This is a genomic window from Priestia sp. P1_B12_1 (assembly GCF_056406695.1).
This window is the reverse complement of the sequence record NZ_JBFTZR010000003.1, coordinates 548522-564532: the sequence shown is the minus strand read 5'-3', so window position 1 is coordinate 564532 and position 16011 is coordinate 548522. Positions and strand designations below refer to the sequence as shown.

The window sequence follows — 16011 nt, the reverse complement described above, 5'->3', positions numbered from 1 at the left end:
GGTGGATCTCCATCTGTTTTTTATTTTTAAGCAAGGGTTTTCAAACGGTGATCCGCTGTCAGTGAGACGAGCGCCTCACTTTGTGCTAAAATAATGGTGGATATAATTGAGGTGAGCAAATGAATAAAATAGTGGAAACGGAAAAGTGGGTTCAAGCAAAGCTTGCGCATGACACAACGGGTCATGACTGGCAGCATATCGATCGCGTGCGTCGGAATGCAGTGCTTTTATATAAAAAAGAAGGCGGCAATCGGGAAGTTATCGAACTAGCCGCACTTTTACACGATGTTGTAGATGATAAGCTAGTCGAAGATGTTGAAAAGGCGTACGAAGAAGTGTGGGAGTGGCTGAAGAGTCATCAGGTAGAAGAAGAGAACTGCAAGCATATCGTTCACATTTTACAAACGATGTCATTTAAAGGCGGAAACCGTCCGACTATGGCTACGCTTGAAGGTCAAATTGTTCAAGATGCAGATCGTTTAGATGCGATCGGTGCAATTGGTATCGCACGTACGTTTATGTATGCAGGTGCTAAAGGCACGGCTTTGTATGATGAAAACATTGCAGTACGAAGTGAGATGACGGAAGAAGAATACAGACACGGGAAATCAACGGCTATTGCACATTTTTATGAAAAGTTATTAAAGCTCACTGCGTTAATGAATACTCAAACAGCACGGTCTCTAGCGCAAGAGCGACATACATATATGAAAGAATTTTTAGTTCAATTTAAGAAAGAGTGGAATTATCATTATGAAAATGCTGACTGTTGAAAACTTAACAAAAACGTATGGAGAAAAAGAGCTGTTTCATCAACTAACATTTACCATTACGGAAAATGAGCGAATCGGCTTAATCGGTGTAAACGGAACAGGGAAATCAACGCTTCTTAAAATTATCGCAGGTTTAGAGCTCGGAGACGAAGGAGATATTGTTCATGCTAAAGACTACAGCGTGACATATTTACCGCAGCATCCGGATTTTGATGAAGACTTAACGGTTCTGGAGCAAGTTTTCAGCGGAGATACGCCTCTTCTTAACTTATTAAAAAACTATGAGCTAGCTCTGTATGCGTTAGAGCAAGACTCTGCAAACGAAAAAAATCAGCAAACATTGTATGATTTACAGCAGAAAATGGATGCGATGAACGCGTGGGAAGCCAATTCTAACGCACAGTCAATTTTGACGAAGCTTGGAATTTCAAATATGAGTGCAAAAATTGGTGAGCTTTCAGGTGGACAGAAAAAGCGCGTCTCCATTGCGCAAAGCCTAATTCAAACACCTGATTTACTGATCTTAGATGAGCCGACTAACCACTTAGATTATGAGACCGTTAAATGGCTCGAAGAATATTTATCCAAATATCAAGGAGCCGTGCTGCTTGTTACTCATGATCGCTATTTCTTGGATGCTGTTACAAACCGGATTTTTGAATTAGACGGTGGAAATTTATATAGCTATAAAGGAAACTATGCTGCTTTTCTAGAAGGAAAAGCGATTCGAGAAGAGCAGGAAAAAGCAACTCAAGCAAAATTAAGCAACTTATACCGCAATGAATTGGCTTGGATTCGCAGAGGAGCAAAAGCGCGTACGACTAAGCAAAAAGCGCGTATTCAGCGATTTGATGAATTAGAAGGGAAAATCGATTCCTCTGAAAAAGAATCACTGGATTTAAGTTTAGCAGGCAGTCGCCTTGGGAAAAAAGTGTTTGAATTAAAAGATGTGTCTAAGACGTATGAAAATAAAATCATTCTTTCAGATTTTACGCACATCGTAAAAAAACAAGATCGAATTGGAATTGTCGGGAAAAATGGAAGCGGAAAGTCTACCCTGTTGAATATGATTGCAGGACGCATTGAGCCGGACAGCGGTGAAATTGACAGAGGACAAACGGTTAAAGTTGCTTACTATACCCAAGAAAGCGATGATATGGACTTGAATCAACGCATGCTTGATTATATTAAAGAATCGGCAGAAGTTGTGCATACGACGGATGGGAAGATGATCTCTGCGTCGCAAATGCTTGAGAGATTTCTATTTCCTTCACATACGCACGGAACACCGATTCAAAAATTGTCCGGGGGAGAGCGCCGTCGTTTATACTTATTGAAATTATTAATGACATCGCCCAATGTTTTGCTTCTAGATGAGCCGACTAATGATTTGGATACTCAAACGCTAACGGTGCTTGAAGACTACCTCGAAGAATTTCCAGGTGTTGTTATCACTGTATCGCATGATCGCTATTTCTTGGATAAAGTAGCAGATTACTTACTAGTTTTTGAAGGAGAAGGAAACATTTCGATTTATTTTGGCGCTTATACAGATCAATTGGAAGAAGCGATGAAGAAGAAGCAGGCAATGGTTCAGCAGGCTAAAGTGAAAGAAGAAAAGCCAAAACAGCCGGAGAAAACAAAAAAGCGTCGCTTAACGTATAAAGAACAAAAAGAATGGGAAGAAATCGAAGATAATATTGCAGCAAAAGAAGAAGAAATTGACCGCTTAACAAGTGAAATTGAACAGGTGGGCAGCGATTATACAAAAGCGCATAACCTATCGTTAGAACAAGAAAAAGCAAATGAAGAATTAAGTGCACTTCTTGATCGCTGGGCAGAGCTTTCAGAGCTGATTGAAGAAATTGAAAACGCGTAAACAAGTCGTTAGACTGAGTATAAAGCACATGCTACAATTTTAATGAGAGGAGTACGATACGATATGAACATTAAATCAATTGAGCCAACGCCAAGTCCGAATACAATGAAAATTAATTTAGACGAAGTGCTATCAGGCGGAAAAAGCAATAACTATACGGAAAAAAATGCTGAAGCAGCTCCTGAAGTTGTTCAAGACATCTTGAAAGTAGAAGGGGTAAAAGGAGTCTACCACGTAGCGGACTTCTTGGCAGTAGAGCGAAATGCCAAATATGACTGGAAGCAAATTTTGCCGCAAGTTCGTGCAGCGTTTGGTGAAGATTTGCAAAGCAGCAGTGAACAGCACAAAATGAATGAGCATTTTGGTGAGGTCAATGTGTCAGTTCAAATGTTCAAAAATGTACCGATGCAAGTCAAGCTAACGGACGGAAATGAAGAAAAGCGCTTTGGTCTGCCCGAGCGATTCGCAAAAGCGGTAGCAGAACTTCAACGTTTTTCAGATAATGTGGTATTAGAACGGAAATGGAAAGAACAAGGCGTTCGTTACGGAGAGTTAGCTGCTATCGGAGACGAAGTAGTAGAAGAGTTAGCAGCAGCATATCCGCAAGAAAGATTAACTCGCCTTGTGGCTAATGCACAAGAAGAAAAAGAAGGCGGAAAAGCTGTACAGCCGCGTAAAACCTATAAAGTCACAGAAGAAATGCTAGAAGACAACGATTGGTCAGTGCGCTATGCCCATTTAGAACAAATGGATCCAACAGAAGCTGATTTAGACGTTTTAAATAAAGCGCTTGATGATGAAAAAGCATCTATTCGCCGCTTAGCTACGGTCTACTTAGGAATGATTGAATCAAAAGCGGTACTGCCTTACTTATACAAAGCATTAAAAGATAAATCAGTCACTGTGCGCCGTACTGCTGGAGACTGCATGTCAGATTTAGGTTTTGAAGAAGGTATTCCGGCAATGTGTGAAGCTCTTGGTGATAAAAACAAGCTTGTTCGCTGGCGTGCAGCTATGTATTTATACGAGGTAGGGGACGAGACGGCTCTTCCTGCATTAAAAGCAGCAGAGAATGATAAAGAATTTGAGGTAGATTTACAAATCAAGCTAGCAATTGAACGTATCGAAGGCGGAGAAGAAGCAAAAGGTTCTGTTTGGAAACAAATGACGGAAAGCAGAAAAGCATAAAAAAAAGATCATTCATCTGAATGATCTTTTTTTTTACGACTGTTTTGCAGCGGGAGTTGGAAACTGCATAGGCTGCATGGTGTTATCAATTTTAATAGGCTGATAGCCCGACTGCTTTAAGTAAGTCAAAATAGCAGGAAGGGATTGTGCCGTAAAGGATTTATCATGAAATAAAATGACTGGTGTTCTTCCATTGGAGTTAACCCCTTGAATATGAGGTTCAAGCCCCTGAATAATTCTAGGTGCAGAACGAAGTGCCCAGTCTTCGCTGTCTACATTCCAGTCCCATAATTTAAAGTGGCTTAGCAACTCTGTACGGTGAGGCTCTTTTAAATAAGGAACGCTGCCGTAAGGAACGCGGATTAACTTACTGTCGACACCGGTTACTTTCTTAACGGTCGCTTGACACTCCTGCATTTCTTTTAACGCGGCGCCGTCTTCACTATACATGACATGAATATCATGAGAGACGCCGTGACAGCCGATGGCATGTCCTTCCTGTGCTACTTTTTTAGCAATTTCAGGGTGAACGTCAATTTGATGCTTTAACATAAAGAAAGTTGCTTTTACGTTATATTGACGCAAAGCATCTAAAATATGAAGAGTATCAGGTGTTGGACCATCGTCAAACGTAAGGTAAACAGGCTGTGTAAGAGCTTGATTTTGATCGTTTACCGTATTTCCTACATACATATTATGATGAAGTGTATTAAGCAGCTTCTCAGGCTGTGCTGAAGATGCAGCTTCTTTCAGCGGCAACGCAGTAGATGCTAATACTTGCTGAGATGCAGCGGATTCACTTCCTTTGGCTTCTGTAATAAAAAACAAAGAAGCGACGATCACTAACACTAAAGACAAAAATGCATAAAATCGTTTGTTTGGCTTAAATCGTTTGTTCGGTTTAAATCGCTGGTTCAATTTGAAAATCCTTTCTACTAAACTACTATTTACTACTATAGTACAAAAAATGGAATATTAATAGTAAAAATCGACATTTTTATGGAAAAAAATTAGATGATATGACCCGGTTTTAATCTTTTTTTGTCAAATGGAAAAGGAGAACGGGACAACGATAAGGATTTGAAGAGTGAGTAGCTAGATTTTTCCTGGTTTTTATAGTATGCTTTTAGCGTGAATGATTGTTAGGAGGAATGTTAATATGTCAATGGCATATGAAGAATATATGCGTCAGTTAGTTAAACCAATGCGTCAAGAATTAACTCAAGCTGGTTATGAAGAATTAACAACAGAGGAAGCCGTAGTTGATTTTATGGAAAACGTAGAAGGAACAACTTTTGTTGTCGTTAATTCAGTTTGTGGATGCGCTGCTGGTTTAGCACGTCCTGCAGCAACGCAAGCGTACTTACAGTCTGAGCAAAAACCAGATCAAGTGGTAACTGTTTTTGCTGGCCAAGATAAGGAAGCAACAGCTAAAATGCGTGAATATTTTGGGGACATTGAGCCTTCATCACCGTCTATGGCGCTTTTAAAAGGAAAAGAAGTCGTTCATTTTATTCCTCGACATGAAATTGAAGGTCAGCCGTTAGAAGTTATTTTTGAAAATATTTTAAATGGCTTTAAGCAGCACTGTTCATAAAATGTCCTGCTTTTGTCACATCTAGTATATAGATTTTTAGAGAAAAATCGCATATACTTTATAAGAAAAAGGATGTCTATCGGCATCCTTTTTCTTTATGTAAATAGCCAAACAGTGTAGGGGGAGTTATGAAAGTGATTGTTACGACTGCTGGTCGAACAAATGAACAGATGACTGTAAAAGCCAAACAAGTAGCCGCTGATTTAAGTATACCTTTTGTAGTAAGAGAGAAGAAATCCGTTGCAGATCTTCAAAATCTTCAAGCTGCAGACGTGCTGGTTGTCGGTAAGAATAGAGTAGAATTGCATGTCCAAAATGAAGAGGAACCTATTTTTTTTCATCCAAATTCCGCTATGTTTAGAGTAAAGAGATGGCTGCGAGGAGAACGTGATCCGTTTATTGAAGCTGCTGGTTTAGAAAAAGGAATGAGCGTGCTTGACTGTACACTTGGTCTTGCATCGGATAGTATGATGGCGAGCGCAGCGGTAGGGAAAAGCGGGAAAGTTGTCGGACTAGAAGGCAACCGCTATGTAGCTTATTTAGTCAAACAAGGACTTTTAAATTGGGAAAGTGACGTACAAGAGTTGAACGATGCAATGAAGCGTATAAACGTGGTTCATCAAAATTTTGAATCGTTTTTGGCGTGTTGTGAAGATAATTCTTTTGATGTTGTCTACTTTGATCCTATGTTTCAAGAGCAAATTGATGAATCGAATGGAATTAACGGTATTAAAGCAATAGCACTGTATACTACGCTGACGCCAATGGCTATACAAGAAGCAAAAAGAGTAGCCAAACAAAAGATCGTGCTAAAAGATCATTGGAAAAGCAGTCGTTTTGAAGAACATGGATTTACCGTACAAAAACGAAAAACATCAAAATTTCATTACGGGACAATTGATATACAATAATAAACAAAAAAGTAAAATGAATCCCGATCATTGAAAAGACTTCCAAAACCTTTTAGGAATTAAAAAGTTTTGGAAGTTTTTTTTATGAATTTCATCTAAAGTTCATAAAAGTATGATATATTTTTGAACATAAAAATACTTTTGTGTTTAAGCATCCAGCAAAAAAGGAATATCTTGTATAGGTTTCCGCTCGGTGTGACAACCTCAAATAGAAGAAGGAAGGTGCTAACTAAAAAGTCTTCGAATGCCCGTAGGCAGCATAAATGAATAAGCAAATATAGGTAAAAAATTAATAAGTATGTTACAATACCTAGTGAGTTATAACAATGAATTTTACGATATGAAAAGACCATATGGGAAAAGATGAGAAAGGAAAGATACGAATGCCTAGATGGATAAAAAGAATGCTAATTGTATTTATTACAGTATTTACATTTGGGCTTGTCACTCCACCAGAATATTTATACGTTGATGATGCAAAAGCGGACAAGCAACATAAAGCAGGGTATGTAAGAGAAACAACTCCTGTCACAGCTGTTATAGAAGATATTCATTTGCCATATGAAGAACCAAAATATGAAGACGTTTCATCATTTGTTACGTATGCAATGGAATCAGCTGAAAAACAGTCAGTGGAAAAATTCGGAACAAAAATTGGACCTGTCATTGAAGATGAATTTCGTCTAGCAGTGTTACCTAAAATTGAAGAAGTGCTGACCGACATTGGCACTGAACGTGAACAGTCGATTCAGAATCTCGAGATAAGCGAGCACCCTGCTGCTGGCTACGGTGAAAAGATTTTCCATGTATATGACCGGGAAACCGGTCAGGACTTAATACGATTTCATGTACGGCGTGAAAATCCTCCAAAAGATGGATACTGGTTTAATTTTCACTATCATGCGGCTGCAGATAATTTTCAGAAGCATTATGATTTAGGGAAAATTTATTGGAACCGAAACATGCCGCCTAAATGGTTTAGCTGATAATAGACACAACATTCTGCGATTTCGAAATGTTAGCTTTTTTAAGCTAGCATTTTTTTACGTCTAAAACCGTTATGGTCTAAATAAGCTGAAACATTAGCACAATGATAAAAAAATCGTTTATAATGAAGTCAGACTTCTTACCATAGAATAGGGAGAAGGAACGAATAGATGTTGGAGGTAACATAATGAAACAATTTACGGAAGAAAAACAATTTCGCGAACAAATTAAGAACGAAACACTAAGCGTTGGGATTTTTACGACAACGTGGTGTCCTGATTGCAAACGTTTGGATATGTTCATTGATGAAATCGTTGACGAAAATACAGATAAAGCATGGTTTAAAATTGATAAGGATGAGTTTGAAGAACTTTCTGCTGAAAACAATGTAATGGGTATTCCTTCTCTTCTTGTATATAAAAACGGTGAAAAAATTGCACACTTGCACAGTGCAAATGCTAAAACGCCTGAAGCGGTCCGTGAATTTTTAGCAACTCTTTAATTCCTTAAGCTGCGAGAGCATTCTCGCAGCTTTTTTTGTGAGAATGGCTATTTCCATTTTTCCATGAGTGGGGTATACTAGGACAAGTGAATAATCGTAAAGCAATAAGGTCTCAATTTAAAGATTGAGTGAAAAGGGAAGTCTGGTGAAAAACCAGCGCGGTCCCGCCACTGTAAGCGCTCTGTGCGTAAGTCAGGAGACCTGCCTTATTGTTAGCTGTGAAACCTTCGAGGAAGGGTGAAGCAGGGTAATGAACATACATATCAAGTATAGTGAACGGATTCTTTTCCTGCTTATCTTGACGTTACCTGCTTTGCTTTCAATTGAAAGTAAAGCTTTTTTATTTTGAAGCTGCCTGCGAGCAGTATACATAGTCAAAGCGGAAAAACGGGATAGCGCTGCTTTTTGCATGATCATTTGCTTTTTCTTTAACGTGGAGGTTTCGTATTCACAATGAACAATATATAGGGGGAGTATTTAGATGAAAAAATGGCTTTCGTATTCCATTATTGCACTGTTAGTCATCGTACTTGCTGCATGCGGTGCAGGCAACCAAAGCAACAGTGATAAAAAAACGAAGCAAGATACGGAACAAACGTCACAAGCTGCATTTCCAGTGAAGGTAAAAGACGCGCGTGATAAAGAAATCACGTTGAAAAAACAGCCTAAGAAAATTGTTTCCTTAATGCCAAGTAATACGGAGATTGTATATGCCCTTGGCCTTGAAAAAGAATTAGTCGGTGTTACAAGCAACGATGATTATCCTAAAAGCGTAAAGAAAAAAGCGCAGGTAGGAGATATGAACGTTAATGCGGAAAAAGTTATTGCTTTAAATCCTGATTTAGTGCTGGCACACGCTTCAAGTATGGGCGTTTCGGATGAAGTATTTAAACAAATTGAAAGTGCGGGTATTCCGGTATTTGTTGTAAAAGATTCAACAACGTTTGATACGGTTTATGATTCTATTACGCAAATCGGTAAATTAACAGGTAAAACAAAAGAAGCTAATCAAACAATTAAAGACATGAAAGAAAAAGTAGCTTCAATTGAGAAAAAAGCAAAAACGATTTCAAAAGAAGATCGTAAAAAAGTATGGATAGAGGTATCAGGAGCTCCTGAGATTTATACAACAGGAAAAGGTACGTTCATGAACGAAATGCTTACTATGATCGGTGCAGATAACGTAGCAGCTAGTGAAAAGGGTTGGGTTAAGTTTTCTGAAGAGCAAGTTGTTAAGTTAAACCCTGACGTTATTATCGCAACGTATGATGCAGACAAAAATGAGATTATGAAGCGTCCCGCTTGGAGCAGCATGACTGCTGTAAAAGAGGGTAACATCGAGAAGGTTGATCAAAACAAAATCAATCGCTTAGGACCTCGTATTGTAGATGGCTTAGAGGACTTAGCAAAAGCAGTATACCCTGAGGTGTACAATAAATAAGAAGAGGGACCATATTCCAGTTCGAATTGAAAAGGGGATTGGTCCCTTTTCACATCTTAAAATTGAAGAACGGCCTGAGCTTTTAATCATGAAAACCGAGACTTCTTATAAAACATACAGCTCAGGGGTTTTAGGAACAGGCATTACGGAAACGGACACCTTTTACAATCGATTTGTTCACAAAGACTATTATTCAGATACTCCTTCTTTGGAGTATGAGCAATATTTGATGAAAGAAAATGTGCGCCATGAGCAAATCGTAGGGTTGATGACAGCCGTTTGGTTAAAAGAAAGAGCGGTTTACTGTTATGAAGGCTACGGAGTAAGAGTAGCTTCCGTGATAACGGCTGGAGTAGGAAACGCAGTAGATATTACAGCTGATGAAGCTGTCCCGTTCTATTCCTCTCCCGGTACAATTAATATGTTTTTTTTCGTGGAAGGTACGCTTACGGATGCAGCGTTTTTACAGCTTTTTATCGCGGCCACAGAAGCTAAAACAAAAACGCTGTCACAGCTGGGTGTCATAGATCCGGCTACAAAGACGATTGCTACGGGAACATCTACGGACAGCATCTCAGTTGCAGCGTCTCAGCAAGGAGCATTATATGAATATGCAGGCTCTATGACCGCTTTAGGGCAAGCGGTAGCCAAGCTGGTGAAAATAAGCTTAGAGCAGGGACTTAAGGGAAAGAGGTGAAGAAATGAGTATTACACAAGCGATAATTGCACACATGACGGCCATGACGATTGCTTTACTAATTGACCGAATTATAGGTGACCCCGAAAATTGGCCGCATCCCGTTCGCTGGTTTGGCAAATGGATTTATTGGATGGATTCCAGATTAAATACAGGTGCAGGAAAACGATTCAAAGGATTGCTTCTTGTGATAAGTATGGCTGTGCTCGCAGGAGTTGTTCCCTTTTTGTTCCTCCATGCTTTGTACGGAGTTCATTTTATAGCAGGTGTTTTAGTAGAAGGCGTAATGATTGCGACTACTATATCCACTCGTTCTTTAAGCGAAGCTGCCTATAAGGTACAAAAGCCGCTTCAGCTAGGAGATATGGAGAAAGCTAGATATGAAGTAAGCATGATTGTGGGACGAGATACAGATCGTTTGTCAGAAGGAGAAATTGCCAGAGCGACGGTAGAGACCGTGGCTGAAAATACAAGTGATGGTATTACAGCTCCGCTTTTTTATGCATTTATAGGAGGAGGAGCCCTAGCATTTTTTTACCGGGCTATTAACACATGTGATTCGATGGTTGGGTACAAAAATGACCGCTACTTTCTGTTCGGCTACTTTAGTGCAAAAACCGATGACGTATTAAACTATATTCCAAGTCGGTTAACTGCAGTGGTGATGACGGCTGTTAATGTAGCAAAAAGCCAGTATTCTCTTGGGCATGTAACGAGTTTGATTAAGCGTGATGCTAAGAAGCATCCAAGTCCAAATAGCGGATACGGGGAAAGCGCAGTGGCGGCTCTGTTAGGTATTCAACTCGGCGGACTTAATACATATAAAGGCATAGAATCTAATCGTGCAAAAATGGGTGAACCACTCATTCCCCTGCAAGCCGGTCATATTGAACAAGCTGTTTTCATTATGAAAAGGACGGTCTATGCTACGTGGTTATTATATTTTTTGTTAGGAGGAGTTATTAGTGCTATTACCTACACATGGAGCTAATCCTACTGTCTTTTTAAAAGCAATAGGGGCCGAGAATTTGTCGCATATAAAAGACTTTAGCGTGAACACAAATCCTTTAGGGGCTCCCCTTGTGCTTCACGAAAAGTGGAACGAATTCAAGGATGCAGCGTTTAGTTATCCTGATCCTCAAGTAACGAAGCTGAAAAATAAACTTGCAGCTCATCATCATGTTTCAGCTGCTCAAGTGTTGCCTACAAATGGTGCCGCTGAAGCGTTTTTCCTTATTGCTTCGTTATTTTCAGGAGAGAAAGCAGGGATTGTACAGCCGACTTTCGTTGAATATGAACAGGCAAGTAAAGCTTATGGATGTGAAGTGACATACATTCCTTTAGCTGAAGAAAATGGCTGGAGCTGGGATATAGAGTTGATTATGAGCATTCTTCCGGCCATAAAAGTACTGTGGATTTGCCATCCAAATAATCCAACGGGCGTTATGTATAGTCATGAGGAATGGATGAAAGTAGTAAAAGCTGCTGCTCATCATGGTACATACTTAATGATTGATGAGGCATTTATTGATTTTGTCGAATATCAGCCTTCATTTGATTCTCTTATTCTGGATTATGAACATATCATTGTTGTGCGTTCCATGACAAAGATGTTTAATATTGCCGGGCTTCGTCTTGGCTATATTTTGGCAAATGAAAAAATCATCAGCAAGATGTCTAAAAAGCAGCCTCCTTGGAGTGTAAATGGATTGTCGCAGCAAGTAGGCATGATATGTGTGGATGAAAAAGATTTTGTAAAAGAAACCGTACATTATATTAAACAAGAACGGGAACGGATCTTGAGTCAACTAAAAGAATGGGGGCTTTTGGTTTCTCCTTCTCAGACAAACTATTATCTTTGCAGTGTTCCGTCTTCTATTAAAACGCGCGAATGGCTTGTCTATTTAGCAAGCCATGGCGTGGTAGCTCGTCATACTGAAAACTTCCCATTTTTAAATGGCCGCTATATCCGTTTGGCTGTGAAAACGAAAGAAGAAAATGACTATTTACTTAACGTAATCAAACAAGGACTTGATGAAATATGATCATCTTTATTAGCGGAGGCGTTCGAAGCGGAAAATCACGTGCAGCGGAGAATATGGTTCAAACTTTTTGTACAAAGCGTGCTGTTTATATTGCCACAAGCAGGCAAACAGATAAGGAAATGCAAAAACGCATCCAGCTTCATCAAACAGAACGCCAAGCAGCGAACACGCCTTGGGTAACGATCGAACAGTCTATAGATTTACAAAAAATTCTGCCGAATCTTCAAAGTGATGATGCTATACTTTTGGATTGTGTCACGAACTGGCTTGCCAATGAGCTTTTTTTAACAGAAAAAAGGTGGCAAACAAAAGAAGGGAAACAAGTGGTTTTTCGTCATATGACAGAAACGCTCGATAAGCTGTTTGCGCAGTCTCAGACGGTTGTGCTAGTATCTAATGAACTGTTTGAAGCGGGCGTATTAGAAGAGCCCACATATAGTTATATGAAGATGTTAGGGAAATTACATCAGTATATTGTAGAAAAAGCAGATGTGTCTATTTGTGTAGAAGCGGGAATCTATCGTTTTAAAAAAGGAAAGGAATGTGTAGATATATGAAAGAATGGATAGCCATACTACGAATTTCTCTCCAGTTTTTTACGATCTTACCAGTGGCTAAAACCGTTCAATGGACTGAAAAAAGAACGGCACGCTCACTTTTTGTGCTGCCGTGGATTGGTATGTTACTAGGCTTGATGTTTTATAGCTTTTTACAGCTGCTTCAGTCTTCACCTATCACTACGATTGTTGGTAGTATTTTAGTTTTGCTTTTACCGCTTATCTTAACGGGCGGTCTTCATTTAGACGGCTGGATGGACGTAAGCGATGCGTATTTTTCTCATCAGTCAAAGGAAAAAAAACTGCAGATTTTAAGTGATCCGCACGTTGGGTCTTTTGCTATTCTTTCTCTTATGGTTCTGCTTCTGCTGCGTTTTAGTGCGATCTATGAATTAGCGTCTCTTTCTTCTTTATCAATTTGGGCATGTTTAGTAGTCTTTACACTTCCAAGAATTGGAGCAGCCTTTTTGTTGATGAGAGATAAGCCCGCTAAAGATACGGGTCTGGCTGCTTATTTTCAAAAAGGAGTCACCAAACGGTCTATTTATGGATTTATCATCATGAGCCTATTCTTAGTTGCTATTTTCGCTGTTTTTATGGACAATAAATTCATTATTCTTTTCTTTGCCGGGTTTTTATGGCTGTGGATACGGTTTTATCGTTCGCAGTTTGGTGGCGTAACAGGAGATGTTATAGGGGCAACCATTGAAGGAGGAGAAACGTTTTTATGGATAATTCTTTGGTTATCACATGTATTCGTCACGGCATGACGCTTGAAAATCAACAGAAAAAATATATAGGGTGGAGTGATCCGCCTTTAAGTATAGAAGGGAAAAATGAATTGAAAGAGCTTTTTCTAGAACCTCAGCTCGTTATTTCCAGTGACTTAAAAAGAGCGCTAGAAACAAGTGCAGTTGTTTTTCCAAAATCTCAGGTGGTTAAAAGTAAAAATTGGCGTGAACTGCATTTTGGAGATTGGGAAGAGAAGACGTATGAAGATTTAAAAAACATACGGGCGTATAGAAATTGGATTGATCACTGGACAGAACATACGCCTCCGAATGGTGAAAGCTTCTCAAGCTTTTCAAACCGAGTTTGGGCAGCGTGGGAAGAAGCGGTCGATTTGGCGGCCAGTCAGCAATTGCGTCACATTGCTATTGTTTCACACGGCGGACCACTGCGTTTACTTGCATCTCATTTTAAACAGACAGCGTCGCTTTGGGATGTTTCTTTTTCTTACGGAGAAGGTTTTTCAGTAGCGTGTACATACAAACAGGCAAAGGAGAGAAGAGCATGCATTTCGTATTCGGCGGTGCATTTACCGGCAAAAGAAAATGGGTGAAGCAGCATTATGCCAGTGAGTCGATAAAATGGCATTGTTTGTATGAAGACCCCGTTTTACCAGCGTTTGAGTTCGAAGAAAGTTACATAGTACTAGAAGGATTTGAGCACTATGTTAAGGAATTAATACATAGCGAGCTGGAGTCTCCGCATCTTGTTGTTAAAAAGTTAATACAGAAGTGGAGAGACAGCGGTGTATGGGAACAGTTAATAGTGATTGGAACTGAAGTCGGCAAAGGGATTGTTCCTTTAGATCCAACAGAGCGGCAGTGGAGAGATGAGTGCGGGTATGCGTATCAGCATTTAGCGGCACATGCCCAGAAAGTAGATCACATTTGGTACGGAATTGCTAATCGATTGAAGGAGGAAATACAATGAACATTTACACAAAAACAGGGGACAAAGGGCAGACAAGCTTAATTGGAGGACGAGTAAATAAAGATGATATTCGAGTGGAAGCATACGGTACGATTGATGAGCTAAATGGCTTTGTAGGTCAAGCGATTTATCAGCTGGATGAAGCAACATTAAAAGATGTAAAAGAAGAGCTAATTACGATTCAACATGAGCTTTTCGACTGTGGAAGTGATTTAGCATTTGCAAAAGATGATCATCCGTACAAAGTAACAAACGACATGATATCAGTACTTGAAAAGCGCATTGATGTCTATATGTCAGAAGCGCCGGCCCTTGAGCGTTTTATTTTACCTGGAGGCACACCTGCAGCGACAACGCTTCATATTTGCAGGACGATTACACGCCGCGCAGAACGGCTTGTTGTTGGCGTACAGCGTGAGTATAAAATTAATGCGGCGGTGCTTCAGTATTTAAATCGTTTATCCGATTATTTCTTTGCTGCGGCTCGAATCGCTAACGCGCGAGAAAATGTACAGGATGTAGAGTATATTCGCAGTGCCAAAGTATTTAAACAGCCTAAAAAATAAGGTATAAAAAACGGTCGAGCTAAAAGCGATCGTTTTTTTTTTATGAGCTATTTCGATAGGCAAAATAAAGCTATAAAAAAGAGGTAAATGCATCTATAATGATAAGAGACAGAGAGATAAAGAAAAGAGGTTGAGAAATGAATCAAGATTCTAAACGAGCAGGTATTGTTTATACAGCCAGCGCTTACGTTATGTGGGGGCTTTTTCCGCTTTACTGGAAGCTTCTTGGCGAAGTGAATGCGAATGAAATACTCGCTCACCGTGTCATATGGTCATTTGTTTTTATGCTTTTACTTTTGCTTGTGACAAAGCAAATGAGTGCTTTAAAGAAGACGCTTGGTTTATTATTTCGTAATACGAAACAAGCGGTCATTTTATTTGTGGCTTCAGTGCTGATCAGCATCAACTGGTTCGTTTACATTTGGGCGGTTAACCATAATCATATTATTGAAACAAGTTTAGGTTACTACATCAACCCGCTCGTTAGTATTTTGCTTGGTATAGTCGTTTTAAAAGAGAAGCTTAATTTTTGGCAGGGTGCTTCTGTTGGATTGGCTGCTATAGGTGTTATCGTTATGACGGTTACATACGGGCATATCCCATGGGTATCATTAAGCTTAGCGTTTAGCTTTGGTTTGTACGGTCTTGTAAAAAAGACTATTCAATTAGAAGCAAAAGTAGGATTAACGATTGAAACGATGATGGTTGCACCTATTGCTGTTATTTATTTTATCTTTCTTTTAGTGAAAGGATCTTCAAGTTTTTCTCTTCAGTCGCTTGATCTGAGCGCTCTTTTAATTGGCGGCGGTGTCGCTACAGCTATGCCACTACTGTATTTTGCTAAAGGAGCGCCGCTTATTCCGCTATCGATGGTCGGTTTTTTACAGTACATCGCTCCTACCATGACGCTTTTATTAGGAGTGTTCGTCTATCATGAACCGTTTTCTAGCGTAGAGATGATTGCCTTTTTGTTCATTTGGGGCGGATCGGTTATGTTCATTTTATCTAAAACTAAGTTCATGAGTTCTCATCAGCCGAAATTCTTTAAAGGGCGCTCAGCTTAACGGACAAAAAAGCGGATATCTTTAGATATGCGCTTTTTTGTCTGCCGTAAAGAAATAAAAACGGAGACGGGAAAGTCACCGTATG

General features: G+C 39.6%; 18 protein-coding genes and 1 riboswitch. Of the genes, 17 read left to right on the top strand and 1 reads right to left on the bottom strand.

The window, feature by feature from the left end; all coding sequences use genetic code 11:
- Window positions 1-119 precede the first annotated feature (119 nt).
- The 3 genes from AC1D0Y_RS13895 (at window position 120) to AC1D0Y_RS13885 (ending at window position 3840) form a co-directional block, all read left to right on the top strand.
- Window positions 120-773: an HD domain-containing protein gene (locus tag AC1D0Y_RS13895; protein ID WP_217598766.1), complete on the top strand. Its 654-nt coding sequence runs from the start codon at window positions 120-122 to the stop codon at window positions 771-773.
- The gene (locus AC1D0Y_RS13890; protein ID WP_098249904.1) at window positions 754-2652 is read left to right on the top strand and encodes an ABC-F family ATP-binding cassette domain-containing protein; all 1899 of its coding nucleotides are present in this window, start codon (window positions 754-756) and stop codon (window positions 2650-2652) included. The genes AC1D0Y_RS13895 and AC1D0Y_RS13890 overlap by 20 nt, the downstream gene beginning before the upstream one ends.
- 63 nt (window positions 2653-2715) lie before the next feature.
- Entirely contained in the window at window positions 2716-3840 is a 1125-nt protein-coding gene (locus AC1D0Y_RS13885; protein ID WP_098658472.1) for a conserved virulence factor C family protein, read from the top strand.
- Between the two features lie 33 nt (window positions 3841-3873).
- Here AC1D0Y_RS13885 and AC1D0Y_RS13880 read toward each other — a convergent pair whose 3' ends face one another.
- Entirely contained in the window at window positions 3874-4758 is an 885-nt protein-coding gene (locus AC1D0Y_RS13880; protein ID WP_098333307.1) for a polysaccharide deacetylase family protein, read from the bottom strand.
- A 241-nt stretch (window positions 4759-4999) separates the two neighbouring features.
- Here AC1D0Y_RS13880 and AC1D0Y_RS13875 point away from each other — a divergent pair, with 241 nt between their 5' ends.
- The 14 genes from AC1D0Y_RS13875 to rarD all read left to right on the top strand — a co-directional run bounded on the left by AC1D0Y_RS13875 (window position 5000) and on the right by rarD (window position 15926).
- A complete protein-coding gene (locus tag AC1D0Y_RS13875; RefSeq protein ID WP_013056693.1) occupies window positions 5000-5437 on the top strand; it encodes a BrxA/BrxB family bacilliredoxin in 438 nt (145 codons plus the stop codon).
- A 134-nt stretch (window positions 5438-5571) separates the two neighbouring features.
- Window positions 5572-6348: a class I SAM-dependent methyltransferase gene (locus tag AC1D0Y_RS13870; protein ID WP_028408801.1), complete on the top strand. Its 777-nt coding sequence runs from the start codon at window positions 5572-5574 to the stop codon at window positions 6346-6348.
- 383 nt (window positions 6349-6731) lie between these two features.
- Entirely contained in the window at window positions 6732-7334 is a 603-nt protein-coding gene (locus tag AC1D0Y_RS13865; protein WP_028408800.1) for a YpjP family protein, read from the top strand.
- Window positions 7335-7522: 188 nt separating this feature from the next.
- Window positions 7523-7837, top strand: coding sequence for a thioredoxin family protein (locus tag AC1D0Y_RS13860; protein WP_013056696.1), 315 nt, complete (start codon window positions 7523-7525; stop codon window positions 7835-7837).
- A gap of 90 nt (window positions 7838-7927) precedes the next feature.
- Window positions 7928-8060, top strand: a riboswitch (cobalamin riboswitch).
- Window positions 8061-8318: 258 nt separating this feature from the next.
- The gene (locus tag AC1D0Y_RS13855; protein ID WP_028408799.1) at window positions 8319-9278 is read left to right on the top strand and encodes an ABC transporter substrate-binding protein; all 960 of its coding nucleotides are present in this window, start codon (window positions 8319-8321) and stop codon (window positions 9276-9278) included.
- 88 nt (window positions 9279-9366) lie between these two features.
- Entirely contained in the window at window positions 9367-9975 is a 609-nt protein-coding gene (locus tag AC1D0Y_RS13850; RefSeq protein ID WP_028408798.1) for an adenosylcobinamide amidohydrolase, read from the top strand.
- 4 nt (window positions 9976-9979) lie between these two features.
- Window positions 9980-10966: an adenosylcobinamide-phosphate synthase CbiB gene (gene cbiB, locus AC1D0Y_RS13845; protein ID WP_028408797.1), complete on the top strand. Its 987-nt coding sequence runs from the start codon at window positions 9980-9982 to the stop codon at window positions 10964-10966.
- Window positions 10941-12020, top strand: a complete 1080-nt coding sequence (gene cobD, locus AC1D0Y_RS13840) for a threonine-phosphate decarboxylase CobD (RefSeq protein ID WP_272801466.1) — start codon at window positions 10941-10943, stop codon at window positions 12018-12020. Before cbiB ends, cobD begins: the two co-directional genes overlap by 26 nt.
- Window positions 12017-12577, top strand: a complete 561-nt coding sequence (locus tag AC1D0Y_RS13835; protein WP_272801465.1) for a bifunctional adenosylcobinamide kinase/adenosylcobinamide-phosphate guanylyltransferase — start codon at window positions 12017-12019, stop codon at window positions 12575-12577. The genes cobD and AC1D0Y_RS13835 overlap by 4 nt, the downstream gene beginning before the upstream one ends.
- A complete protein-coding gene (gene cobS, locus AC1D0Y_RS13830; protein WP_136789414.1) occupies window positions 12574-13347 on the top strand; it encodes an adenosylcobinamide-GDP ribazoletransferase in 774 nt (257 codons plus the stop codon). The genes AC1D0Y_RS13835 and cobS overlap by 4 nt, the downstream gene beginning before the upstream one ends.
- The gene (locus tag AC1D0Y_RS13825; protein ID WP_013082848.1) at window positions 13305-13919 is read left to right on the top strand and encodes a histidine phosphatase family protein; all 615 of its coding nucleotides are present in this window, start codon (window positions 13305-13307) and stop codon (window positions 13917-13919) included. The genes cobS and AC1D0Y_RS13825 overlap by 43 nt, the downstream gene beginning before the upstream one ends.
- Window positions 13871-14296 (top strand): bifunctional adenosylcobinamide kinase/adenosylcobinamide-phosphate guanylyltransferase, encoded by a 426-nt coding sequence (locus AC1D0Y_RS13820; RefSeq protein WP_286128195.1) that lies wholly within the window; start codon window positions 13871-13873, stop codon window positions 14294-14296. Before AC1D0Y_RS13825 ends, AC1D0Y_RS13820 begins: the two co-directional genes overlap by 49 nt.
- The gene (locus tag AC1D0Y_RS13815) at window positions 14293-14862 is read left to right on the top strand and encodes a cob(I)yrinic acid a,c-diamide adenosyltransferase (RefSeq protein WP_028408791.1); all 570 of its coding nucleotides are present in this window, start codon (window positions 14293-14295) and stop codon (window positions 14860-14862) included. Before AC1D0Y_RS13820 ends, AC1D0Y_RS13815 begins: the two co-directional genes overlap by 4 nt.
- A gap of 137 nt (window positions 14863-14999) precedes the next feature.
- Window positions 15000-15926: an EamA family transporter RarD gene (gene rarD / locus AC1D0Y_RS13810; RefSeq protein ID WP_013056706.1), complete on the top strand. Its 927-nt coding sequence runs from the start codon at window positions 15000-15002 to the stop codon at window positions 15924-15926.
- Window positions 15927-16011 lie beyond the last annotated feature (85 nt).